Source organism: Streptomyces sp. NPDC039736, assembly GCF_055596485.1.
Window position 1 is genome coordinate 260752 of record NZ_JBVIUQ010000008.1, and the last position, 22488, is coordinate 283239.

A 22488-nucleotide genomic window follows, 5' to 3' on the forward strand; every position below is an offset into this window, starting at 1 on the left:
GGGCTACTCTTGTCTCATGACAGTCGACCGCGACCGTGTCCTCCGCTCCGCCGCCGCCCTCCTCACCCGCAAAGCCACCGCGACCATGGACGAGGTCGCCAGGGCCGCCGGCATCGGACGGGCCACCCTGCACCGGCACTTCGCCGGGCGGGACGCCCTCATCAAGGCCCTCGAAGAGCTCGGGCTGCGCGAGCTGGACGCCGCGCTCGACGCCGCCCGGCTCGACGAGGACACCGCGACCGAGGCGCTGCGCCGCCTCATCGCCGAATCCGAGTCCGCCGCCGGGCTGTTCGCCTTCCTCATCACCGAGAACCAGCTCTTCGAGGACCAGCAGAACGAGGGCTGGGACCGCGTCGACGCCCGCATCGCCGCCCTCTTCCGGCGCGGCCAGGAAAGCGGCGAGTTCCGCATCGACCTCGGCCCGGCGTGGCTCACCGACGCCCTGTACGGGCTCGTCACCTCGGCCGCCTGGTCCATCCAGGACGGCCGGACCGCCGGCAACGACTACCAGCACATGATCGTCGAGTTGCTGCTCGGCGGTGTACGACGGAGCGTGGAGAAATGACAAGCACCGAACAGCGGAACGCGGGAGCGCCGAAGTCCGCGGGCGCGGCCGGGCCGGGCCGCTGGCTCGCGCTGGCCGTCCTCGTGTTCGCCGTACTGCTGGTGGCCGTCGACGCCACCGTCCTCGGCCTCGCGACGCCGTTCCTGAGCGAGGACCTCAAGCCCTCCGGGACGCAACTGCTGTGGATCGGTGACGTCTACTCGTTCGTCATCGCGGGCCTGCTCGTGTCGATGGGCAGCCTCGGCGACCGGATCGGACGCAAGAAGCTCCTGCTCACCGGTGCCGTCGCGTTCGGCGCGGTGTCCGTGCTCAACGCGTACGCCACCAGCCCCGAGATGATGATCGTCGCCCGCGCCCTGCTCGGCGTCGCCGGTGCGACCCTCATGCCGTCCACCCTCGCGCTGATCCGCAACATCTTCCACGACCCCAAGGAACGCAGCCTCGCCGTCGGCATCTGGGGCGCGGCGGCCTCCGCGGGCGCCGCGGTGGGGCCCGTCGTCGGCGGGTTCCTCCTGGAGAACTTCTGGTGGGGCTCGGTCTTCCTCATCAACCTCCCCGTCATGGCCGTCCTGGTCGTCGTCGGCATCAAGCTGCTGCCCGAGTCCAAGGACCCCTCGCCCGGTCCCTGGGACCTGCTCAGCGTGCTGCTCTCGCTGGTCGGCATGGTCGCCGTCGTGTACGCCGTCAAAGAAGCGGCCGTACACGGCTTCCGCTGGGACATCGCGGTCGCCGCGGTCGTCGGAATCGGCGCGCTCCACTGGTTCGTACGCCGTCAGCGCACCCTCCCGTCCCCGCTGCTGGACATGCGCCTCTTCCAGCACCGCGGCTTCTCCGGCGCCGTCCTCGCCGACCTGCTGACCATCCTCGGCCTCTCCGGGCTGGTCTTCTTCCTCTCCCAGTTCCTGCAACTGGTCCAGGAGCGCTCCCCGTTGCAGGCCGGGCTCATCGAACTCCCGGCCGCGGTGGGCGCCGTGGGCGCGGGCCTGGCCGCCGGGTTCCTGGCCCGGCGCACCTCGGTGCGCCTCGCGGTGTCGGGCGGACTCACCGCCGTCGGGCTCGCGCTCGCCGCCTGCACCCTGCTCACCGCCGACACCGGCGTCGTGGCGCTCGGCTGCGCACTGTTCCTCGGCGGCCTCGGTGCCGGCCTCGCCTTCACCGTCACCGCCGACGTGATCCTCTCCAGCGTCCCCAAGGAGCAGGCGGGCGCCGCCTCCGCCGTCTCCGAGACCGCCTACGAGCTCGGCGCCGCCCTCGGCATCGCCCTGCTCGGCTCCATCGTCACCGGCATCTACCGGGGCTTCCCGGTGCCGGACGGGGTGCCCGCCGACGTGTCGGCGGCCGCGCACGACTCGCTGGGCGGGGCCGTGGAGTCCTCCGCCGTGCTGCCCCAGGACCAGGCCGCCGTCCTCCTGGCGTCCGCCCGGGACTCCTTCACCGACGGCTTCCAGACCGCCGCCCTGGTCGGTGCGCTGGTGCTGTTCGCGACGGCCTGCGCCGCCTGGTTCATGCTGCGCGGCCAGAAGCTCGAAGAGGGCGTCGAGCACTGACGTACACGTGAGACACGCCCACGGGAGAGGGCCCGCCGGAAACATCCGGCGGGCCCTCTCCCGTGGCGAACCGGCCGCGGTCAGGCGGCCTTGGCCTTCGTGGCGTACATGTCCACGTACTCCTGGCCCGAGAGCTGCATGACCTCCGACATCACCGAGTCGGTCACCGCGCGCAGCACGTAGCGGTCGCGGTCCATGCCCTCGTAGCGCGAGAACTCCATCGGCTTGCCGAAGCGCACCGTCACCTTGCCCGGCCGGGGCAGGCCCGCGCCGCCGGGCTGGATCTTGTCGGTGCCGATCATCGCGAACGGGACGACCGGCGCGCCCGTCATCAGGGTCAGACGCGCGATGCCGGTGCGGCCCCGGTAGAGGCGGCCGTCGGGGGAGCGGGTGCCCTCGGGGTAGATCGAGAACATCTTGCCCTCCTCCAGCACCCGGCGGCCGGTCATCAGCGCCGCGACACCGCCGCGCCCGCCGTCCCGGTCGACCGGGATCATGCCGCAGCTCGTGAAGAACCACGCCATCAGGCGGCCCTTGAGGCCCTTGCCCGTGACGTACTCGTCCTTGCCGATGTAGTGGACCTGACGCTCCAGGCAGATCGGCATGATCATCGAGTCGATGAACGTGAGGTGATTGCCGGCGAGGATCACCGGACCCGTCCCCGGGATGTTCTCAGCGCCCTCCACCTGGGGGCGGAACATCAGACGCAAGATCGGTCCGAGCACTGCCTTGATGAGCCCGAGACGGGACAACGGTTCCTCCGAAGTCGTGGATTCCGGCGAACGGAATCAGGTTTACGCGGGACGGCGCAGGTGAGGACGATACTCGCGGGTCACCACTGATCGCACATCGGGTTCACCGATCGGATACACAGTGTTGACCTGTGTTTGCGGTGCGTTCCGTCCAGTGTCTCCCCTCCGTCATGCGTACGCGTCTACGATCGGGCCCCCATCGGGGCACGGGCCGGTCAAGCGCGGGTCAAGAACGCGCCGGCCCATCTGAAGATCGACAGGACACCGAGGAGCTTTCATGACACAAGGCGCGGAATTCGGCCCGGGGCGGCGGACACTGCTCGGTGCGGCGGTCCTCGGCGCGTCCGGCGCCGCCCTCGGGATCTCCGGCACGGCACAGGCCGCGGAATCCGCGAGACGCGGCGACGGCCACGGCACCCCCGCCTACCGGCGGCTGCCGTCGCCCACCGTCGTCGCCCACCGCGGAGCCAGCGGCTACCGCCCCGAGCACACCCTCGGCTCCTACCAGCTCGCCCTGGACATGGGCGCGCACGTGATCGAGCAGGACCTCGTCCCCACCAAGGACGGCCACCTGGTCTGCCGCCACGAGAACGACATCACCGGCACCACCGACGTCGCCGACCGCCCCGAGTTCGCCGCCCGCCGCACGACCAAGTCGGTCGACGGCGTGAAGCTCACCGGCTGGTTCACCGAGGACTTCACCCTCGCCGAGCTGAAGACCCTGCGGGCCAAGGAGCGCATTCCGGCCGTCCGCCAGCGCAACACGGTCTACGACGGCCGCTGGACGATACCCACCTTCGAGGAGGTGCTGCGCTGGGCCGAGAAGGAGGGCCGCAGGCGCGACCGCCCGGTGTGGCTGCACGTGGAGACCAAGCACCCCACCTACTTCCGGGACCTCGGCCTGGGCCTCGAGGAGCCCCTCGCCCGCCTCCTGCGCAGGTACGGCCGCCACCAGGCGAACTCCCCGACCTTCCTGCAGTCCTTCGAGCCCGGCAGCATGCAGCGCATGGCGAAGCTGGTCGCCGCCCCCCGCGTCGTCCTGCTGGGTGCGGCCGGCGACCGCCCCTGGGACTTCGTGCGGTCCGGCGACCCGCGCACGGTGGCGGACCTGGTCACCCCCCAGGGCCTGAAGTGGATCTCCTCGTACGCCCAGGGCATCGGGCCCACCCTCGACCTGGTCATTCCGCGCGACGCCGCCGGCAAGCTCGGCAAGCCCACCACCCTGGTCCGCGACGCCCACGCCAGGGGCCTGGTCCTGCACCCGTACACGGCCCGCAACGAGAACGCCTTCCTGCCCGCCGACTTCCGCAGGGGCGCCGACCCGGCCGCCCACGGCGACGTCTTCAAGGCGCTGCGCACCTACTTCGCCACCGGCATCGACGGCATCTTCTCGGACCACCCGGACACGGCCCTCCTCGCGGCGGCCGACCACCGTCCCTGACCCGCCCCCTCCGTCGTCGACGCGTTACCCGTACGGGTGAGTCGCGCCCGGACCGGCAACCGCGCCGGCTCCGGGCCGCGTCCCGCCGGGCATGGATCTACAGCCACACGAGGTGCAGGCGCTGACCCCCCTCCTCGCCGCCGAGGCCGCGGCGGAGGCGCTGGGCGCCGGGGTCGACGCCGCCGACCTCGAACAGGCCGTCTGGGTTCGGCTGCTGGAGCACCCCGGCACGGCCCTGCCGCCCCAGCCCGCGGGCCTGCTGCGCGGCGCGGTCCGCGCGGAGGCCCGGCTCGCCCGCCGCCGGGTCAGGCGGGAGGCCCCGTACGCCGCCGAACCCGCGACGGCGTACGACGCGGGTCCCGAACCGGAGGCACTCGCCGCCGAACGCCGCCGCGCGTTGCGGGCGGCGGTCCGCCGCCTCCCGGCCCGCTGCCGTCCGCTGCTCTCCCTCCTGCTGTCGCCCGCAGACCCCACCTACCGGGAAATCGCAGGGGAGTTGGGAATGTCACAAGGGAGTTTGGGGCCGATGCGTTCCCGTTGCCTGGGATGCCTGCGCAGAATGCTCGCGGCGGAGGTTGCGCCCCCTGCGCGCAGGGGAATGGAGCCGTAGAACCGGCCGGTGGAGCGGGCGAGCAGGAGGCAGCACATGGGCACGAGCGTGATCATCTCTGCGGTGGCGGACGAACGGGACGCCGAGCAGATCCTCAAACTCCAGTACCTCTGCTACCAGAGCGAGGCTGAGCTGTACGACGACTACACGATCGAACCCCTCACCCAGTCCCTGGCGGACCTGACGGCCGAACTCGGCCGGGGCCACGCGCTGGTGGCCCGCCTGGGCGACGAGGTGGTCGGCTCGGTCCGGGCGACGGTCGACGAGAACGGCACGGCGCACATCGGAAAGCTCATCGTGCACCCGCGCATGCGCCGCCACGGCCTGGGCGGCCGCCTGCTCACCGCGGTGGAGACGCACCTCGCCGCCTCCCTGGACGCGAAGCGCTTCCGCCTCTTCACCGGACACCGCAACGAGACCAACCTCCGCCTCTACCGCAGCAGGGGCTACGCGACGGTCTCGAAGGAGCAGTCCACCCCGAAGCTGACCCTGATCACGCTGGAGAAGGAAGCCGAGGACTACGCCACCAGCGCCTGACCTCTTCTCAGGGGCCCGGGGGCGAAGCTCCCGGGCCCGCGCCGCACCCCCTGCGCGGCCCTATGCGGCCCGGCGCGTCCGCAACCACCACAACCCGGTCACCGGCAGGATCACCGGAATCAGCAGGTAACCCAGCCCGAACTTCGACCACACGGTCGCGTCCGGGAACGACCCCGGCGACACCAGCGTCCACGTCCCGACCACCAGCACCCCCGCCAGCTCCACCGCACAGCACCCGAGCGCGACTTTCCGCGCCGTCTCCCCGCCCCGTACCAGCGTGTACGTGATGAACGCGTACACCACGGCCGCCACCGCGGACAGCGTGTACGCCAGCGGCGCCCGGTCGAACTCCGTCGCGATCTGGTAGGCCGACCGCGACACGGCCCCCACCGACATCACCCCGTACAGCCACACGAGCAGCAGCCCGGGCCCCTTCACGAGCCTCTTGCGCCCGGGGGCGGTCTCCGTGCTCATCTCAGCCACTCCAGATGTCGTACAGCCGTACTTCCAGCACGGCGAGCACGACCGCGCCCGCCGCCACCGTGATCGACCCCCACTTGGTCCGCTCCGCGAGCGACATGAACCCCGCGGCGGGGACGGCGGCGAACGAGCCGATCAGGTACGACACGAAGATCACGTTCCCCTCCGCCGGCTTCTCGCCCCGCGCCAGCATCACGATGCCGACCACCAGTTGGGCGAGGGCGAGGACGGTCACCACGGCCATGCCGATGAAGTGCCAGTCCTTGGTGGGCTGGTCGCGGTAGGCGGCGTAGCCGCACCACGCGGCGAGGGCGAGCGCGGCCACGGCGACCGCGACCGTCAGGGCGTCAAGCATGAGAGGGAGCGTACTGGGCGCTTCCGGACGCTTTCCCCGCAGCCCCCGCCCCCGCGCCCGGCGTGGCGTTGGCCACACACGCGCCCGCGCGCCCCTTGTCAGCACCGGGCGGCCGGTCCCGCGGGTGTCCACCCCTGGACACACTCTGTCCGCTATACGGACAGAAGTCCTCCGTCCGCACGCCCGTCTGGTTTACTCGTTCCCATGACCACGACGAGCAGCCGCACCCTTGCGACCGAGGCGATGATGACGCCCGGTGCTCGTTGTATGTGTCGAATGTGCGACTTCTGAGGGCCCCCGCCTGAGCCTCGCGCCCCGAAGCGAGACCCGGTCCCGGCCGCATCGCGTACGTGCCGTCACCCGGCCCGTGCGCGACCGCGCCGCCCGCCCCGCGCGCCCTCGGCCTCCCGGAACACCCCGAGCCGAGCTGAGCCGCGCCCCCGGACACCTGCCCCGTGCGTCCGGCGGACACGAACCGCCGCGCACTCGACGACAGTGATGGAAACCCTGTGATCACCACTACTGGCCTGACCAAGGTCTACGCCTCGCGCGGCCGTGAGGTCACCGCCCTCGACGGCGTCGACCTGCACGTCCGCGAGGGCGAGGTGTTCGGCGTGATCGGTCAGAGCGGCGCCGGCAAGTCCTCGCTCATCCGCTGCGTCAACCTGCTGGAGCGCCCCACCTCCGGCACCGTGACCGTCGACGGCGTCGACCTCACCGCACTCGCCGGACGCGGCCCGCGCGCCGGCAAGGAACTGCGTGCCGCCCGCTCCCGCATCGGCATGGTCTTCCAGCACTTCAACCTGCTGTCCTCGCGCACCGTGCAGGGCAACATCGAGCTGCCGCTGGAGATCCTCGGCGTCTCCGGCAGGGAACGCAGCCGCAAGGCGCTGGAACTGCTGGACCTGGTCGGCCTCGCCGACAAGGCCAAGGCGTACCCCGGCCAGCTCTCCGGTGGCCAGAAGCAGCGCGTCGGCATCGCCCGCGCCCTCGCCGGCGACCCCAAGGTGCTGCTCTCCGACGAGGCCACCAGCGCCCTCGACCCCGAGACCACCCGCTCGATCCTCCAGCTCCTGCGCGACCTCAACCAGCAGCTCGGACTGACCGTCCTGCTCATCACGCACGAGATGGACGTTGTCAAGACGATCTGCGACTCGGCCGCCCTGATGAAGCGCGGACGCGTCGTGGAGACCGGAACCGTCGCCGAACTGCTCGCCACCCCCGGCTCCGAGCTGGCCGCCGAGCTGTTCCCGGTGACCGGCCGGGCGACCGGCCCCGGCGGCACCGTCATCGACGTCACCTTCCAGGGCGAGGCCGCCGGCCGGCCCGTCATCTCCCAGTTGTCCCGGACGTACAACATCGACATCTCGATCCTCGGCGCCGCGATGGACACCGTCGGCGGCAGGCAGATCGGCCGGATGCGCATCGAGCTGCCGGGCCCGTACGAGGAGAACGTCGTCCCGATCGGCTTCCTGCGCGAGCAGGGCCTCCAGGTCGACCACGTCGAGTACGCCGACGAAGCCGAGCCCGCCGACGCACCGGCGCAGACCCCCGCCCTGGTCAAGGAGAGTGCCAAGTGACCTGGTCCGACATGCAGCCACTGCTCTCGCAGGGCATCATCGACACGCTCTACATGGTCCTGTGGGCCACGGTCGTCTCCGTCCTCGGCGGACTTCCGCTGGGCCTGCTCCTGGTCCTCACCGACAAGGGCGGCCTGCTCCAGAACACGGTCGTCAACAAGGTCGTCGGCGTGATCGTGAACATCGGCCGCTCGCTGCCCTTCATCGTGCTGCTCATCGCGCTGATCCCCTTCACGACCCTGGTGGTCGGTACGTTCATCGGCCCCAGCGCCATGGTCGTACCGCTCGCCATCGGCGCCATCCCCTTCTTCGCGCGTCTGGTCGAGACGGCCGTCCGCGAGGTCGACCACGGGCTCGTCGAGGCCGCCCAGGCGATGGGCGGGGGAGTGCCGACGGTCGTCTTCAAGGTGCTGCTCCCGCAGGCCCTGCCGACCCTGGTCTCCGCCGTCACCACCACGGTGATCGTCCTCGTCGGCTACTCGGCGATGGCCGGAGCGGTCGGCGGCGGCGGCCTGGGCAGCGTCGCCGTCAACTACGGCTACAACCGCTTCGAGACCAACTTCATGCTGATCACCGTCGCGGTGCTGATCGTCCTGGTGACGGTCGTCCAGCTGATCGGCGACGGCGCCGTGCGCCTGCTCGCCCGCCGGGGCCGCACCTCCTGAACCCTCCTCCCCCCCTGAGCCCGCACTCCTTGTCCGGGCGAACTCTCCACAAGATCAAGAAAGAGGCACTTTTCGTGCGCAAGAACATCAAGATCTCCGTCGCCGCCGCCGCTGTCACCGCGCTCGCCCTGGGCGTCTCCGCCTGCGGCACGGCCTCCGACCCGGGCGCCAAGACCGACGGCGCCAAGGCCGACACGACCAAGCCGCTGACCGTGGCCGCGTCGCCGACGCCGCACGCCGACATCCTCAACTTCGTGAAGACGAAGCTGGCCGACAAGGCGGGACTCAAGCTGGAGGTGCGGGAGTTCTCGGACTACGTCCTGCCGAACACCGCCACCCAGTCCGGCGAGGTCGACGCCAACTTCTTCCAGCACAAGCCCTACCTGGACGACTTCAACAAGAAGCGCGGCACGTCCATCGTCCCGGTCGTCAACGTCGAGCTGGAGCCCCTCGCGCTCTACTCCAAGAAGGTCGAGGACCTCAAGGGCCTCAAGGCCGGCCAGACCGTCGCCGTCCCCAACGACACCACCAACGAGGGCCGCGCCCTGCACCTGCTCGCCGACAACGGCGTGATCGTGCTCAAGGACGGCGTGGGCGTCGACGCCAAGCTGTCCGACATCAAGGACAAGAAGGGCCTGGAGTTCAAGGAGCTGGAGGCCGCCTCGGTGCCCCGCGCCCTGGACCAGGTCGACGCCGCCGTCATCAACGGCAACTACGCCATCCAGGCCAAGCTGAAGCCCTCCGAGGACGCCCTCGCCACCGAGAAGGCCGACGGCAACCCGTACGCCAACTTCCTCGCGGTCAAGAAGGGCAACGAGAAGGACCCGCGCGTCGAGAAGCTCGCCGAGCTCCTCAACTCCGACGAGGTCAAGAAGTTCATCGAGGACAAGTACACCGGCCTGGTCGTCCCGTCCTTCGGCGCCGTCAAGTAGGTCCCCGCACGCCGCCTCCCACGCCAAGTGCCGTCACCCGTACGGCACTTGGCGACCGAGCCCCGTACTCCCGCGCGGAGTGCGGGGCTTCGGGCCGCTGACCGGCCGTCACCTGCGCCGCCGACCCGGCCATGCGCGGCGCCCGAGCCGTGCGGCATGCTGTGCCTTCACGCCCGTACGACCGCGGAATCGTTTCCCGCAACGATCCGGCCCGACGCCTCTTCGGTATGGAGCAGCGCATGACAACCACCTTCCCGGACGTCTCCATCAGCACGGACCGGCTGGTGCTGCGCCCCTACGAGGAGGCGGACATCCCGGCGCACATCGAGATGATGAACGACGAGGCGGTGACCGCCTGGACGAGCGCCCCGCACCCCTACACCGCGCGCGACGCCGAACGCTGGGTGCGCCGCATCGCGCCCACCGAGCGCACCCAGGGCCGCGGCATCGTCTTCGCCGTCACCGAGTTCCTCACCCACCGGCTCGTCGGCCTCATCCACCTCTCCCGCACCGACTGGCACATCCGGGCAGCCGAGATCGGTTACGTCACGGCCCCCTGGGCCCGCGGCGAGGGCTACGCCACCGAAGCCGTCCTCGCGACCACCCAGTGGCTCTTCCGCGACCAGCGCTTCGAGCGCGTCGAACTGCGCACCCCGGCCGACAACACCGCCGCCCAGCAGGTCGCCCAGCGCGTCGGCTGCATCAGCGAGGGCGTCCTGCGCAACGCCTGGATAGCGCGTACCCGCACCGAGAACGGCACCGCCGAAGGCTGGACGGACATCCGCACCGACCTCATCGTGTGGAGCCTGCTGCCCGAGGACCTGGAGGGCGTCTCCGACCGGATGGCCGACGCGGGCGGCTACGCGTCGGCGTACACCGACTGGAACTGAGAACCCCGGCCGCGAGAGCGCCGCAGGTGGTCTGGACCAGGTACTCTCAGCCTGCCCCGCACAGCGCCCCCAAGCACCACCCTCCAGCCCTACCCCTCAGGAGACAAACCACGATGGCCGACCGCGTCACGGTGATCGGCTGGGACGGCTCGCCTCTCACCGCCGCGGCCACCTCCGCCCTCGCGGCCGCCACCCTCGTCGCCGGCGCCCCGCACCACCTGGACCTCCCCGAGGTCCCCGCGGGCGCCGAACGCATCCGGCTCGGCAGCGTCGACCTCGCCGCCCGCCGGATCGCGGGCCACCGGGGCACCGCCGTCGTCATGGCGGACGGCGACCCCGGCTTCTTCGGCGTCGTCCGCACCCTGCGCGCCCCCGAACACGGCCTGGAGGTCGAGGTCGTACCGGCCGTCTCCTCCGTCGCCACCGCGTTCGCCCGCGCCGGAATGCCCTGGGACGACGCCCAGGTCGTCGTCGCCCACCGCCGCACCCTGCGCCGGGCCGTCAACGTCGTCCGCGCCCACACCAAGGTCGCCGTCCTCACCTCCCCCGGCGCGGGCCCGGCCGAACTCGCGCTGCTCCTCGACGGAATCCACCGCACCTTCGTCATCTGCGAGGAACTGGGCACCGACCGCGAGCGCATCACCGTCCTCACCTCCGAGAAGGCCGCCGACCACGCCTGGCGCGACCCCAACGTCGTCATCGCCGTCGGCGGCACCGCGCCGCCCGCCGAGGGCGGCGGCTGGCTGCTCGGCCAGGACGGCTCCCAGCCGCGCGAACCGCGCGGCTGGGCCCTGAACTCCGAGGAGTACGGAGAGGACCTGGCCGACGGCGAGACCCCCGGCCTGCGCGCCGCCCAGCTCGCCCGGCTCGGCCCGCGCACCGGCGACCTCGTCTGGGACATCGGCTCGGGCTGCGGCGCGTTCGCCGTGGAGGCCACCCGGTTCGGCGCGGCCGTCATCGCCGTCGACGAGAGCGCGGACGCGTGCGTGCGCGCGACGGCCGCCGCCCGCCGCTTCGGCGTCCAGCTCCAGATGGTGCGCGGCACGGCCCCGCACGTCCTGGAGGACCTTCCCGAACCCGACGTGGTACGCATCGGGGGCGGCGGGGTCCCCGTCGTCCAGGCCTGCGTCGACCGCCGCCCCGAACGCATCGTCACCCACGCCCAGACCCGGGACGCCGCCGAGGAGATCGGCCGCACGCTGGAGGAGGGCGGCTACGCCGTCGAGTGCACCCTCTTCCAGACCGTCGACCTGCACGCGGCGGGCCAGTGGGAGGAGCGCCGGCGCTCCGTCGTCTTCCTGCTGACCGGCCGCCGCCAGGAGCGCGTCACCCGCGACCCGCGCGTCTGACGCCGCCTCCCCGCCGCCCCGTGCGCCCGGTCCCGGCCGGTTCGGGACGGTCGTACCCGATCCGGCGGGACCATGTCCCCCTCTTCGCGCGGATGTTCTACGGATCGCTCCCCAGGGCGAGTGCTGTCGGTGGCGCGGGGTAGGCTGGCCGATCGTTGTACCGCAGATGGGCGCTTGGCGGAACGTTCGCCAATGTCCTGAAACGGGGCCCGCTTTGGGGCACCCCGTGGTACGGCGGACCCGGGACGCGCGCGACGTGGCGCAGCCCACAGCGGGCCGTGGCGGATCTCCCTGCCCCGGCCTGCCCAGGGCCGCGACAATGCTGGGTGTCCGCGGAACCTTTCGTGCCGCACGACACCTCCGCTCGTTCAACCAGGAACGGGCGGGGCCGTGTCGGGCGGCCGTTCCGGGCGACGGGGCCCTGCCGGCGGAAGGCGGCGCGGCCGAAGAAGCGTTGGCGGCACAGATGAGCGAGGGGTACGCATGACTGACACCGGCCAGGTCCCGGGCGAGGGACTGCCGGAGAACGCAGGCATGGTGGAGCAGCCGGGCGTCCCCGCCCCGGGTGCCTACACCTTCCTCGACCCCTCCGACCCCGCCGCCCAGCACTCCGGGGACACCGGCGACGCCGGGATGGACGACGACGACGTCCTCCTGATGCCGGCCGCGCAGGGTGCGTGGAGCGACCCGCAGGTGGTCCCCGCGCAGCCCCCGCTCCCGCCCCAGCCCGAGACGGGCGCGCACGAGGCCGGCGGCCGGGACTCCGGTTCGGTGGACCTCTCCGGTGTGCGGATGCCCCCGCCGCCCGTGTCGATGACACCGCCCCCCGCCCGGCGCCCCCTCCACCTGGGCCCGCCCGTGCCGGACACCTCCGGCGGGGTCGTGCGCTCCCTGGCCGACCGGGGCCCCGCCGCCGCGACGCAGAGCCCGCAGACCACGACACAGGCCGCCGCGCCCGTACCGGGGCAGGCCCCGGCTCCGGCCGCCGCGCCCGCTCCGGGCCGGCTCGCGGCCCCGGCCACCGCCGCGCAGGCGCGGCACGCGGGACCGCCGACTGCGCGCCCCGAGTACCTGGACATCCCGGGCGAGGAGGCCGCGCTGCTGCCCGGCCCGCAGCTCGGTGTGATCCCCTCGCAGGGGCCGACGCCGTGGGCGCAGCCGCAGCCGCAGGCCGCGCAGCCCGGGACGCAGCAGGTGCAGACGGCTTCCGTGCCCGTGCCCGCGCAGGGTGTCCCGGCGGACGGTGCCGCCGTCGCGGCCGACGTGCCCGCGCAGGCAGAGGAGGCGCGCACGCACGTCCAGGTGCCGGAGACCGCGGCTCCCGTCCAGGACGTTGCCGGGGCGGAGACGGCCGAAGCCCAGCCGTACCAGGAGCCTCAGGGGGGCGCAGCAGAAACGGTCGTCCCGGAACAGAGCGCTCCGGAAACGGTGGTTCCCGAAGCCCCCGAGACCTCCGAGGTCCCCGCGACCACCGAGGCCCCCGCGCTTGCGGCCCCGACTCCCGCCGTGGCTGCTCCCGCCGCTCCTGCTCCCGCTGCCGTTCCCGCCGAGGAGCTTCCGGCCCCCGAGGCCGCCGCCGATGCCCCGAGCCCGGTGGTCGAGCCCGGCCCCGAGCAGGCCATGCCCACGGCCCCGGTGCCGGCCCAGGGTGTGCCGCAGGGTGAGTTCGTCCAGGCCGAGGGTTCGGTGCCGGACGGCACCCACCTGGCCCCGACGCCGTCGGCCGCACCGGTCGTCGTTGCGGCGGCGGAGGCCCCGGCTCCGGACGTCCCGGTGGGGGAGACCCCGGCCGAGGCCGTGCCCGTACAGGAGACCCCGGCCGTCGTGCAGGAGACTCCGGCGCAGGTCGCTCCGACCCCGGATGTCCAGACGGACGCGACGCCCGAGGAGGGCACACCGGCGAACGGCACGCTCGTGGACGGGACGCCCGCCGCCCCCGAGCAGACAGTGACCCCCGAGCAGCCCGTGGCTCCGGAGCAGACGCAGGCCGCCGTGCCGGTGGAGCCCCCGGCGGACGCGCCCCCGCAGCACGCTCCGGAGCCGCCGAGCGCTCCCGCGGCGGAGGCGGGGACCGAGCCCGTGGCCGTACCGCAGGAAGCGGAGTTGTCCGCGGAGGCCGAAGTGCCGACCCCGGCCGACCAGCCCGTCGTCGTACCGGCCGAGCAGCCCGGCGAGGCACCGGCACCCCTCGCCGTCGTACCGGCCGAGCAGCCCGACGACGTACCGGCCCAGCCCGGTGACGTACCGGCCGAGCAGCCCGGCGAAGCGTCGGCCCAGCTCGCCGACGCACCGGCCGAGCAGTCCGCCGACGTATCCACCGAGCAGCCCGCCGCCACCCCGGCCGAGCACCCCGCGGACGCCCCGGCCCAGCCCGCCGACGTGTCCGCCGAGCAGTCCGTGACCGTGCCCGCGCCGCGCGACGGTGGCCCGGTCGCCCAGTCGGCCGCGCAGTCCGTCCCGGCGGACACTGAGGTCCTGGCTGCGGGCGACGCCCAGCCGCAGCCGGTCCCGGCCGAGCAGGCGCTGTCCGTGGCCGACGAGCCCGTGGCGGCGCAGCCGCAGTCCGTTCCGGCCGAGCCGACCGGGACGACGCCCGAGCCCGTCCCCGCCGAGGGGCGGCCCGAGCCCGCTCCGCAGCCCGAGGTCGCGGCGCCGGCGGCCGATGCCGTTCAGGCCGTCCCGTCCGTACCGCAGGAAGTCCCGTCCGTACCGCAGGAATCCGTACCGCCCCGGCCCGTCCCGCAGCCGGAACCCGTACAGCCCGCGCAGTCGATACAGGAGGAATCCGTGCTGTCCGTGCAGCCGGAGCCCACCGCCCACGCCGGGCCCGAAGCACCGCAGACCCCGCAGGCGCCCGCGCAGGAAGCCGCACCCGCAGCCGACGTGCCCGAAGGCCCGCAGGTCATCGAGACGGCCGAGGTCCCCGAGCCCGCCGCGGCCCCGGCGACGCCCCCCGCCCCCGGTTACGACGACGCCGAGCGCGAGGCGGTCCTGCGCGTGATGCGCGAGCGCCGCGACATCCGCAACGGCTTCCGCAGCGACCCCATCCCGCACGAGGTCCTCCTCCGCGTCCTGGAGGCCGCGCACACGGCCCCGAGCGTCGGCCACTCCCAGCCCTGGGACTTCGTCGTCATCCGCTCCGCCGAGACGCGCCGCGCGATGCACGAACTGGCCTCCCGCCAGCGCGACGCCTACGCGAAGTCGCTGCCCAAGGCCCGGGCGAAGCAGTTCAAGGAACTGAAGATCGAGGCGATCCTCGACACCCCGGTCAACATCGTCGTCACCGCCGACCCGACCCGCGGCGGCCGCCACACCCTCGGCCGCCACACGCAGCCGCAGATGGCCCCGTACTCCTCGGCGCTCGCCGTCGAGAACCTCTGGCTCGCCGCGCGCGCCGAGGGCCTGGGCGTCGGCTGGGTCAGCTTCTTCGACGAGCGCGAGATGGTCCGGGCCCTCGGTCTTCCCGAGCACCTGGAGGTCGTGGCCTACCTGTGCGTCGGTTACGTCGACGAGTTCCCGGAGGAGCCCGAGCTGCTCCAGGCGGGCTGGTCCAAGCGCCGCCCGCTGTCCTGGGTCGTCCACGAGGAGACGTACGGCCGCCGGGCCCTGCCCGGTGAGGAGCCGCACGACCTGCTCCAGGAGACGGTCTCCAACATCCGCCCGCTGGACGCGAAGGCGCTCGGCGAGGCGTGGGAGCGGCAGAAGCGGATGACCAAGCCGGCCGGGGCGCTCGGCATGCTGGAGATCATCTCCGCCCAGCTCAGCGGGCTGGCCCGGGTCTGCCCGCCGCCCATCCCGGAACCGGCCGCCGTCGCGATCTTCGCGGGCGACCACGGGGTGCACGCCCAGGGCGTCACGGCCTGGCCGCAGGAGGTCACCTCCCAGATGGTGGCCAACTTCCTCGGCGGGGGAGCGGTCTGCAACGCGTTCGCCAACCAGGTCGGCGCGGAGGTCTGCGTGATCGACGTGGGCGTCGCGGGCGACCTCCCGGCCACCCCCGGCCTGCTGCCGCGCAAGGTCCGCGCGGGCACGGCCGACTTCACGACCGGTCCCGCGCTCTCCCGCGAGGACGTGCTGGCCGCGATCGAGGTGGGCATCGAGACGGCCCGCGACCTGGTGGCGGCGGGCAACAAGGCCCTGCTCACCGGTGAGATGGGCATCGCGAACACGACGGTCTCGGCCGCCCTGATCTGCGTCTACACCGGCCAGGACCCGGCCGAGGTCACGGGCCGGGGCACCGGCATCAACGACGAGATGCACGCCCGCAAGGTGGACGTGGTCCGCCGCGCCCTGGACCTCCACAAGCCGGAGCCCGCGGACCCCGTCGGCGTCCTCTCGGCCGTCGGCGGCCTGGAGCACGCGGCGCTGGTCGGGTTCATCCTGGGCGGCGCGTCCCTGCGCGTCCCGGTCCTGCTGGACGGCGTGAGCGCGGGCGCGGCGGCCCTGGTGGCGCGCGCGGTCGCCCCGGAGGCCCTGGCGGCGTGCATCGCGGGCCACCGCAGCGCGGAGCCGGGCCACGTGGCCGCGCTGAACAAGCTGGGCCTGCGCCCGCTGGTCGACCTGGACCTGCGCCTGGGTGAGGGCACGGGCGCGCTGCTGGCGCTGCCGGTGGTGCAGAGCGCGGCGCGGGCGATGCACGAGGTGGCGACGTTCGACTCGGCGGGGGTCACGGAGAAGTAGCCCGCGGGGGCGTACCAGTCCGTCCGGCGTTCGAGGACGCGCGGCGGAGCCGGGCAGGGGGCGAGGGGCGCGGCCCGTCGTGAACAGCGCCCTCCACCGAGCCCCGCGGGTTCAGGTGAGGGGACGGGGCCGCGGGCGACCGGAGTGCCGGGCGCGGGGCGCAGCACGGTCGCGCCGCGCCCCGCCCCGCCCGCCCCTCCGGGGCCCGAAGCGACCCCCCACCCCCCGCCCCGTAAAGTAAGCCCCGCACCTGCCGAACCCCTCCCCACCAGCGCCGCTCCACCGCCGCAGCGGCTCACCCGGCCCCGGCACCCCCTCCCCAGGCGGGGGCCCGCCAAGCCCCACCCTCCCGAGGAGCCGCACCCATGACCGCGCACGCCGCAGGCGACCCGCACCAGGCCGGAGCGACGCGGGGAGCCGAACCGCCCGCCTACCCCGTGGGCCTCCGCCTCTCCGGCCGCCGCACGATCGTCCTGGGCGGCGGCCAGGTGGCCCAGCGCCGCCTGCCCGCCCTCATAGCGGCCGGCGCGGACATCACCCTGATCTCGCCCTCCGCCACCCCCTCCGTCGAGGCCATGGCCGAAGCCGGCGAGATCACCTGGCAGCAGCGCCGCTACCAGGAGGGCGACCTCGCCGACGCCTGGTACGTCCTGATCTCCTCCAGCGACCCCGAGGCCAACGCCACCGCCTCCGCCGAGGCCGAACGCAACCGCACCTGGTGCGTCCGCTCCGACGACGCGGAGGCCGCCACCGCCTGGACCCCCGCCACCGGCCGTTGCGACGACGTCACCGTCGCCGTCCTCACCGGCCACGACCCGCGCCGCTCCGCCGCCCTGCGCGACGTGATCGTGGAGGGCCTGCGCGAGGGCACCCTCGCCGCCCCGCACCACCGCCCCCGCACCGCCGACGACGCCCCCCGCGTCCACCTGGTCGGCGGCGGACCCGGCGACCCCGACCTGATCACCGTCCGGGGCCGCCGCCTCCTCGCCGAGGCCGACGTCGTCATCGCCGACCGCCTCGGCCCCCGCGACCTCCTGGACGAACTCCCGCCGCACGTCGAGGTCATCGACGCCGCGAAGATCCCGTACGGCCGCTTCATGGCCCAGGAAGCGATCAACCAGGCCCTGATCGACCACGCCAAGCAGGGCAGGACGGTGGTGCGCCTCAAGGGCGGCGACCCCTTCGTCTTCGGCCGGGGCATGGAAGAGGCGCAGGCCCTCGCCGCCGAAGGCATCCCCTGCACGGTCGTCCCCGGCATCTCCTCCACCATCAGCGTCCCCGGCGCGGCCGGCATCCCGGTCACCCACCGGGGCGTGGCCCACGAGTTCACGGTGGTCAGCGGCCACGTCGCCCCCGACGACCCGCGCTCCCTGGTCGACTGGGAGGCCCTGGCCCGCCTGCGTGGCACGCTCGTACTCCTGATGGCCGTCGAGCGCATCGGCGCGATCGCCGACGCCCTGGTCGCGTACGGCCGCTCGCCCGAAACCCCGGTGGCGATCATCCAGGAGGGCACCATGGCGACCCAGCGCCGCGTCGACGCGACCCTGGCCACGGTCGGCACGACGGCCAAGGCCGAGAACGTCCGACCGCCCGCGGTCATCGTCATCGGCGACGTAGTCTCGGTGAACCCCCCGCAGTAACCGGGGGTAACGACCGCTTCCGCCCCCTTGGGCACCGCACCCACGACAAGGCAGTATCACCCTGTGGCCGATCTCCTCACCATCGACGACCCCGACGACCCGCGCCTGCGCGACTACACGGGCCTGACCGACGTCGAGCTGCGGCGCCGCCGCGAGCCCGCCGAGGGCCTGTTCATCGCGGAGGGCGAGAAGGTCATCCGCAGGGCCCGCCAGGCGGGTTACGAGATGCGCTCGATGCTGCTCTCCGCCAAGTGGGTCGACGTCATGCGCGACGTCATCGACGAGGTCCCGGCCCCGGTGTACGCGGTCAGCCCGGACCTCGCCGAGCAGGTCACCGGCTACCACGTGCACCGCGGCGCGCTCGCCTCCATGCAGCGCAAGCCGCTGCCCGGCGCGGCCGAACTCCTCACCACCGCCCGCCGCGTGGTCGTCATGGAGTCGGTCAACGACCACACCAACATCGGCGCGATCTTCCGCAGCTCCGCCGCCCTGGGCATGGACGCCGTCCTGCTCTCCCCGGACTGCGCCGACCCGCTCTACCGGCGCTCCGTCAAGGTCTCGATGGGCGCGGTCTTCTCCGTACCGTACGCACGCCTGGAGTCCTGGCCCGGCGACCTGGAGACGGTCCGCGAGGCGGGCTTCACGCTCCTCGCCCTGACCCCCGCCGACAAGGCCCGCTCCCTGGACGACGTCGCCCCGCACACCATGGACCGGGTCGCCCTCATGCTCGGCGCGGAGGGCGACGGCCTGTCCCGCCGGGCCCTGGTCGCCGCCGACGAGTGGGTCCGCATCCCGATGGCCCACGGCGTGGACTCCCTGAACGTGGGCGCGGCCGCCGCCGTCTCCTTCTACGCGGTGACGACGGGCCGTCCCGCCTAGCCGGGCGCCGTACGGCAAGGCCGTACGACGACGACGCTCCGCCGTGCGGCGGAGCGTCGTCGTCACGCGTGCTTCGGCCCTACGCGGGGCACTCGTCCACCGTCGGCGGACACCCGGTGCCGGCCGTGCCCGACACCACGATGCCCGCGCCCTTCGACTCCTTCGGCCCCTGACACCCCTGGGCCGCCGCGATGCCGAGTGCGACCAGCAGCGTCACCACCACGAACACGACCAGCCGCTGCCGCAGCAGCCGCGGATTCGCGGGACGCAGCTTCCCGCCCGAGGTGGGCCGGGCTCCCGGCCGCGTTCCCTTGCGGGCGGTCCCGGAGCGGGTGGTGTTCCGCGCGGCGCCCTGCTTGCCGGGCCCGGACGGCCGTCCGGTGCGACGCGGTCCTGACCCGCCCCGCGAGGGCGACTGGGCCGGGGGAGCGGAGGACCCGCGCGACGCCTGGCCGCCACCGCCCTCCGTCCGCTGCTGCGTGCTCCGCTGCGTGCGCTGGTCGGCGTACGCCTCCCGGTCGGCCCCGCGCTGTACGGGCGGACGCTTGTCGGAGCCCCCCTGCGCCTCCCGGGCCGCGATCTCCTTCAGCCGCATCGAGAGCTGGAGGGTGCTGGGACGTTCCTCCTGCTCCTTCGCCAGACAGGCCCGCACCAACGGAGCCAGGGCGTCCGGCACGCCGTCCAGCAGGGGCTCCTCGTGCACCACCCGGTACAGCATGACCTCGGAACTGCCCTGCCCGAACGGCGAATCGGCGGTCGCCGCGTACGCCAGCGTCGCCCCCAGCGCGAAGACGTCCGTCGCGGGTGTCACCGCGGCCCCGCGCACCTGTTCCGGGGCGAGGAACCCGGGCGAACCCACCGCCGTCCCCACATGCGTCAACGTGCTCGCGCCCGTCGCCCATGCGATGCCGAAGTCGATGATCCGGGGCCCCTTGGGCGACAGCAGGATGTTCGACGGCTTGAGGTCGCGGTGGACGACCCCGGCCTCGTGCACGGCCACCAGCCCCTCCGCGAGCGCCGCCCCGATCGCCGCGACCTCGGCGGCGACCAGCGAGCCCTCCTCGGCCACCCGGTCGTGCAGCGAGGGCCCGGGAACGTACTGGGTCGCGAACCACGGCCGGTCGGCGTCCAGATCGGCCGCCACCAGCCGGGCCGTGCAGCCGCCCCTGATCCTCCGCGCGGCGGACACCTCACGCGCGAAACGCGACCTGAATTCCTGATCCTCCGCCAGGTCCGGCCGGATCACCTTCAGCGCGACCCGCTGGCCGCGCCGGTCCGAGCCCAGGTAGACCACACCCATGCCGCCCGCGCCGAGCCGCCGGTGAATCCGGAACGAGCCGACGACACGCGGGTCCTCGCGCCGGAGCCGCATCATCGCCATGTCCGTCCCCTACCTCCGGTGGGGCCTCCCCCACCCCACTTCCGACCGGTCCGTTCGACGTGGCACAGCTTACGTATCCCTGGCGCGGTGTGCTCATAGGCCACACCCGCCCGCACCGATCGATTGTCAGTGCCGGGTGCGAGACTTGAGGAGTGGTCAGGGAACGTGTGTTCCCATCTTCCTGACCCCTGCTCCTTCCCAACGGGCAACAGCAGAAGGGGGATTGGATCCATGAAGGGCGATCGAGTCGAGATAGTGGTGGACGCCGGAGACACCACCCGGACGTACGAAATGGTGGCCAGCAGGGCCGGCCGCAGGGTCGAGACGGCGGTCCGCAGGGGGGTGGTGGAAGTGAGTGAAGTCACCCGCAACGGCAGCGTCGTGCGCACGGCACGCTTCATGGCCACCCGCGTCCTGGCCCTGGTCGAACAGCCGGTGCCGAGGGAAGACGCCTCGGAGCGGCCCGACACAGCGGGCTGAGCCCGGGGGAGACCCCCGCGCGACCCCTCGGGGATGACCCCGAGACCTCCACCTGCCTCTCCACCCAGGGGAGTACGCCGTCACCCGGCGGCTCATCCTCCGGGAGGCCGTTCAATCGGTACGAGGGCATGACGACCCGGTGGGCGCCCGCCCCTAATCTTGAACTCAAGCGGTGGGTGCAGCACTCGTCCCCCGAGGTCAGACGCCCGCCGCTTACCAAGACGACAGGGAGAGGACCATGGCGGACACGGCATCGAGGACGATGATTCGCTCGCACGCGATCCGCGTCCGCGGACGCCGTGCCCTCGCCGCCTCCGGCGGCCGCCCCACCGGCCCGCGCCACCCCCTGGTGGCAACGGCCATGGTCCTTCCCCTGGCGGCCCTGCTCCTCTTCCTCTTCGGAGGCTGGGAAGCGGTGGCCACACAAGCGTCGTCCGTGGGCATGTTGCTGGGGCGCTGAGCGGCGCCCCCGACCCGGAAGAGCGGTCCGGGTCGGGACAACACCAAGCCCATCAGCCCCGTGGGGACGGGGGTGCGGCGGACGGCTGAGTTTGCCCGGACAGCTGGGGAGCTGTCCGGGCAAACGCGTTTCCAACGCGGGGCGCGGGTGGGTCGAGGCGTTGGTACGTGCGGGTGCGTCGTGGCTGGTCGCGCAGTTCCCCGCGCCCCTGACGGCATGTCCTCCGGGCCGCCGTCCCCGCCCCCTTGGGGGAGGGCGGGCAAGGGAGGGCGGCCCCTCCCGCTTCCGGCCCGCCCGGACGCCCCCGGCCTAGGCTTCGTAGGACCATGTCCCTACACGCCCCCGCCCCCGAACCCCTCGCCGACCGCCCCGACGGCACCGTCGTCCGCCACGGCCCCCTCGTCCTCAAGACCCACGCCCCCGACTCCGACCCCACCGCCCTCGCCACCCGCATCGGCATCGCCGCCCACCCCCTCCTCTCCGGCATTCTGCTGCCCCCGCTCCCCACCCCCGACGGAGCCGCCCCCGCCCACCCCGGCCGGCCCCTCTCCGCCTGGCCCTACGGCACCCCCGTCGCCCCGGATGCCCCCGACGCCGCCCCCTGGGCGGAGACCGCAGCTCTCCTCGCCCGCCTGCACCGCACCGACCCCGCGGCCCTCCCCGCCGGCCTCCCGCCCATGCGCGGCCCCGCCAAGGCCGCCCGCGCCGTCGCCCGCATGCGTGCCGCCGCCCCCGACGCCCCCCGCGCCGTCCTCCAGGCCTGGCACGGCCTCCCCGCCTGGGCCCGCGACGAACCCGGCCCGGCCCGCCCCCGCACCGCCCTCTGCCACGGCGACCTCCACCTCGGCCAGCTCGTCCGGCACCCCGCACCCGACGGCCCCTGGCACCTCATCGACGTCGACGACCTCGGTCTCGGCGACCCCGCCTGGGACCTGGCCCGCCCCGCCGCCTGGTACGCGGCGGGCCTCCTGCATCCCGACGACTGGCAGCGCTTCCTCGCCGCCTACCGCGCTGCGGGCGGCCCCGCCGTGCGCCCCGAGGGCGACCCCTGGCCCGAACTCGACGTCGCCGCCCGCGCCCTGACGGTCCAGACGGCCGCCCTCGCCCTCGCCAAGTCCGCTGCCGAGGCCCGCCCCCTCGACGAGGTCGAGCAGCTCATGATCGACTCCTGCGCCCGGATCGCCTCGCTCCCGCCGGAGGAGGACGCGGCCCCTCCGCCATAGGGTGAATCCGGCCCCACCGGGCATGCATCCCGGCGGCGCGGG

At 73.5% G+C, this 22488-nt stretch carries 20 protein-coding genes; 16 read left to right on the top strand and 4 right to left on the bottom strand.

The window, feature by feature from the left end; translation table 11 throughout:
* Window positions 1-16 precede the first annotated feature (16 nt).
* Together ACZ56L_RS25420 and ACZ56L_RS25425 are read left to right on the top strand one after the other, a co-directional pair.
* Window positions 17-565, top strand: a complete 549-nt coding sequence (locus ACZ56L_RS25420; RefSeq protein WP_401760775.1) for a TetR/AcrR family transcriptional regulator — start codon at window positions 17-19, stop codon at window positions 563-565.
* The gene (locus ACZ56L_RS25425) at window positions 562-2112 is read left to right on the top strand and encodes an MFS transporter (RefSeq protein ID WP_468688141.1); all 1551 of its coding nucleotides are present in this window, start codon (window positions 562-564) and stop codon (window positions 2110-2112) included. Before ACZ56L_RS25420 ends, ACZ56L_RS25425 begins: the two co-directional genes overlap by 4 nt.
* A gap of 80 nt (window positions 2113-2192) precedes the next feature.
* Here ACZ56L_RS25425 and ACZ56L_RS25430 read toward each other — a convergent pair whose 3' ends face one another.
* Window positions 2193-2864, bottom strand: coding sequence for a lysophospholipid acyltransferase family protein (locus ACZ56L_RS25430; RefSeq protein ID WP_189827421.1), 672 nt, complete (start codon window positions 2862-2864; stop codon window positions 2193-2195).
* 277 nt (window positions 2865-3141) lie between these two features.
* Between ACZ56L_RS25430 and ACZ56L_RS25435 the strand changes: the two genes are divergently transcribed.
* The 3 genes from ACZ56L_RS25435 (at window position 3142) to ACZ56L_RS25445 (ending at window position 5452) form a co-directional block, all read left to right on the top strand.
* Window positions 3142-4305 (top strand): glycerophosphodiester phosphodiesterase, encoded by a 1164-nt coding sequence (locus ACZ56L_RS25435; RefSeq protein WP_471066545.1) that lies wholly within the window; start codon window positions 3142-3144, stop codon window positions 4303-4305.
* Window positions 4306-4396: 91 nt separating this feature from the next.
* A complete protein-coding gene (locus ACZ56L_RS25440) occupies window positions 4397-4915 on the top strand; it encodes a sigma-70 family RNA polymerase sigma factor (RefSeq protein WP_345224821.1) in 519 nt (172 codons plus the stop codon).
* Between the two features lie 36 nt (window positions 4916-4951).
* Window positions 4952-5452: a GNAT family N-acetyltransferase gene (locus ACZ56L_RS25445; protein ID WP_345224822.1), complete on the top strand. Its 501-nt coding sequence runs from the start codon at window positions 4952-4954 to the stop codon at window positions 5450-5452.
* Window positions 5453-5512: 60 nt separating this feature from the next.
* Here the strand turns inward: ACZ56L_RS25445 and ACZ56L_RS25450 are convergent, their stop codons facing one another.
* Together ACZ56L_RS25450 and ACZ56L_RS25455 are read right to left on the bottom strand one after the other, a co-directional pair.
* The gene (locus tag ACZ56L_RS25450; protein ID WP_471066547.1) at window positions 5513-5926 is read right to left on the bottom strand and encodes a hypothetical protein; all 414 of its coding nucleotides are present in this window, start codon (window positions 5924-5926) and stop codon (window positions 5513-5515) included.
* Window position 5927: 1 nt separating this feature from the next.
* Window positions 5928-6287 (bottom strand): hypothetical protein, encoded by a 360-nt coding sequence (locus ACZ56L_RS25455; RefSeq protein ID WP_345224826.1) that lies wholly within the window; start codon window positions 6285-6287, stop codon window positions 5928-5930.
* Window positions 6288-6796: 509 nt separating this feature from the next.
* Between ACZ56L_RS25455 and ACZ56L_RS25460 the strand changes: the two genes are divergently transcribed.
* From ACZ56L_RS25460 to ACZ56L_RS25495, 8 genes are all read left to right on the top strand, one after another.
* Window positions 6797-7867 carry a methionine ABC transporter ATP-binding protein gene (locus tag ACZ56L_RS25460; protein ID WP_345224829.1) on the top strand — a complete coding sequence of 357 codons (1071 nt, stop codon included), beginning with the start codon at window positions 6797-6799 and terminating at the stop codon, window positions 7865-7867.
* Complete coding sequence (locus ACZ56L_RS25465; protein ID WP_345224832.1) at window positions 7864-8532, top strand: methionine ABC transporter permease; 669 nt, start codon at window positions 7864-7866, stop codon at window positions 8530-8532. Before ACZ56L_RS25460 ends, ACZ56L_RS25465 begins: the two co-directional genes overlap by 4 nt.
* Before the next feature lie 74 nt (window positions 8533-8606).
* On the top strand, window positions 8607-9464 hold the full coding sequence (locus ACZ56L_RS25470; protein WP_401760763.1) for a MetQ/NlpA family ABC transporter substrate-binding protein: 858 nt from the start codon (window positions 8607-8609) through the stop codon (window positions 9462-9464).
* Between the two features lie 239 nt (window positions 9465-9703).
* Window positions 9704-10354 carry a GNAT family N-acetyltransferase gene (locus ACZ56L_RS25475; protein ID WP_345224838.1) on the top strand — a complete coding sequence of 217 codons (651 nt, stop codon included), beginning with the start codon at window positions 9704-9706 and terminating at the stop codon, window positions 10352-10354.
* Between the two features lie 113 nt (window positions 10355-10467).
* Window positions 10468-11703: a precorrin-6y C5,15-methyltransferase (decarboxylating) subunit CbiE gene (gene cbiE, locus ACZ56L_RS25480; protein ID WP_345224840.1), complete on the top strand. Its 1236-nt coding sequence runs from the start codon at window positions 10468-10470 to the stop codon at window positions 11701-11703.
* A gap of 483 nt (window positions 11704-12186) precedes the next feature.
* The gene (gene cobT / locus ACZ56L_RS25485; RefSeq protein WP_471066551.1) at window positions 12187-16383 is read left to right on the top strand and encodes a nicotinate-nucleotide--dimethylbenzimidazole phosphoribosyltransferase; all 4197 of its coding nucleotides are present in this window, start codon (window positions 12187-12189) and stop codon (window positions 16381-16383) included.
* 365 nt (window positions 16384-16748) lie between these two features.
* On the top strand, window positions 16749-18023 hold the full coding sequence (cobA, locus tag ACZ56L_RS25490) for a uroporphyrinogen-III C-methyltransferase (protein ID WP_380837871.1): 1275 nt from the start codon (window positions 16749-16751) through the stop codon (window positions 18021-18023).
* A 63-nt stretch (window positions 18024-18086) separates the two neighbouring features.
* A complete protein-coding gene (locus tag ACZ56L_RS25495) occupies window positions 18087-18902 on the top strand; it encodes a TrmH family RNA methyltransferase (RefSeq protein ID WP_471066554.1) in 816 nt (271 codons plus the stop codon).
* A gap of 79 nt (window positions 18903-18981) precedes the next feature.
* On the opposite strand, the gene ACZ56L_RS25500 is transcribed toward ACZ56L_RS25495, so the two are convergent.
* Window positions 18982-20283, bottom strand: coding sequence for a serine/threonine-protein kinase (locus tag ACZ56L_RS25500; RefSeq protein WP_471066556.1), 1302 nt, complete (start codon window positions 20281-20283; stop codon window positions 18982-18984).
* Window positions 20284-20514: 231 nt separating this feature from the next.
* On the opposite strand from ACZ56L_RS25500, the gene ACZ56L_RS25505 reads away from it, so the two are divergent.
* From ACZ56L_RS25505 to ACZ56L_RS25515, 3 genes are all read left to right on the top strand, one after another.
* On the top strand, window positions 20515-20763 hold the full coding sequence (locus ACZ56L_RS25505; protein ID WP_471066558.1) for a hypothetical protein: 249 nt from the start codon (window positions 20515-20517) through the stop codon (window positions 20761-20763).
* A 238-nt stretch (window positions 20764-21001) separates the two neighbouring features.
* The gene (locus ACZ56L_RS25510; RefSeq protein WP_345224851.1) at window positions 21002-21223 is read left to right on the top strand and encodes a hypothetical protein; all 222 of its coding nucleotides are present in this window, start codon (window positions 21002-21004) and stop codon (window positions 21221-21223) included.
* Between the two features lie 326 nt (window positions 21224-21549).
* On the top strand, window positions 21550-22446 hold the full coding sequence (locus ACZ56L_RS25515; protein WP_471066560.1) for a phosphotransferase family protein: 897 nt from the start codon (window positions 21550-21552) through the stop codon (window positions 22444-22446).
* The last annotated feature ends 42 nt before the right edge of the window (window positions 22447-22488 follow it).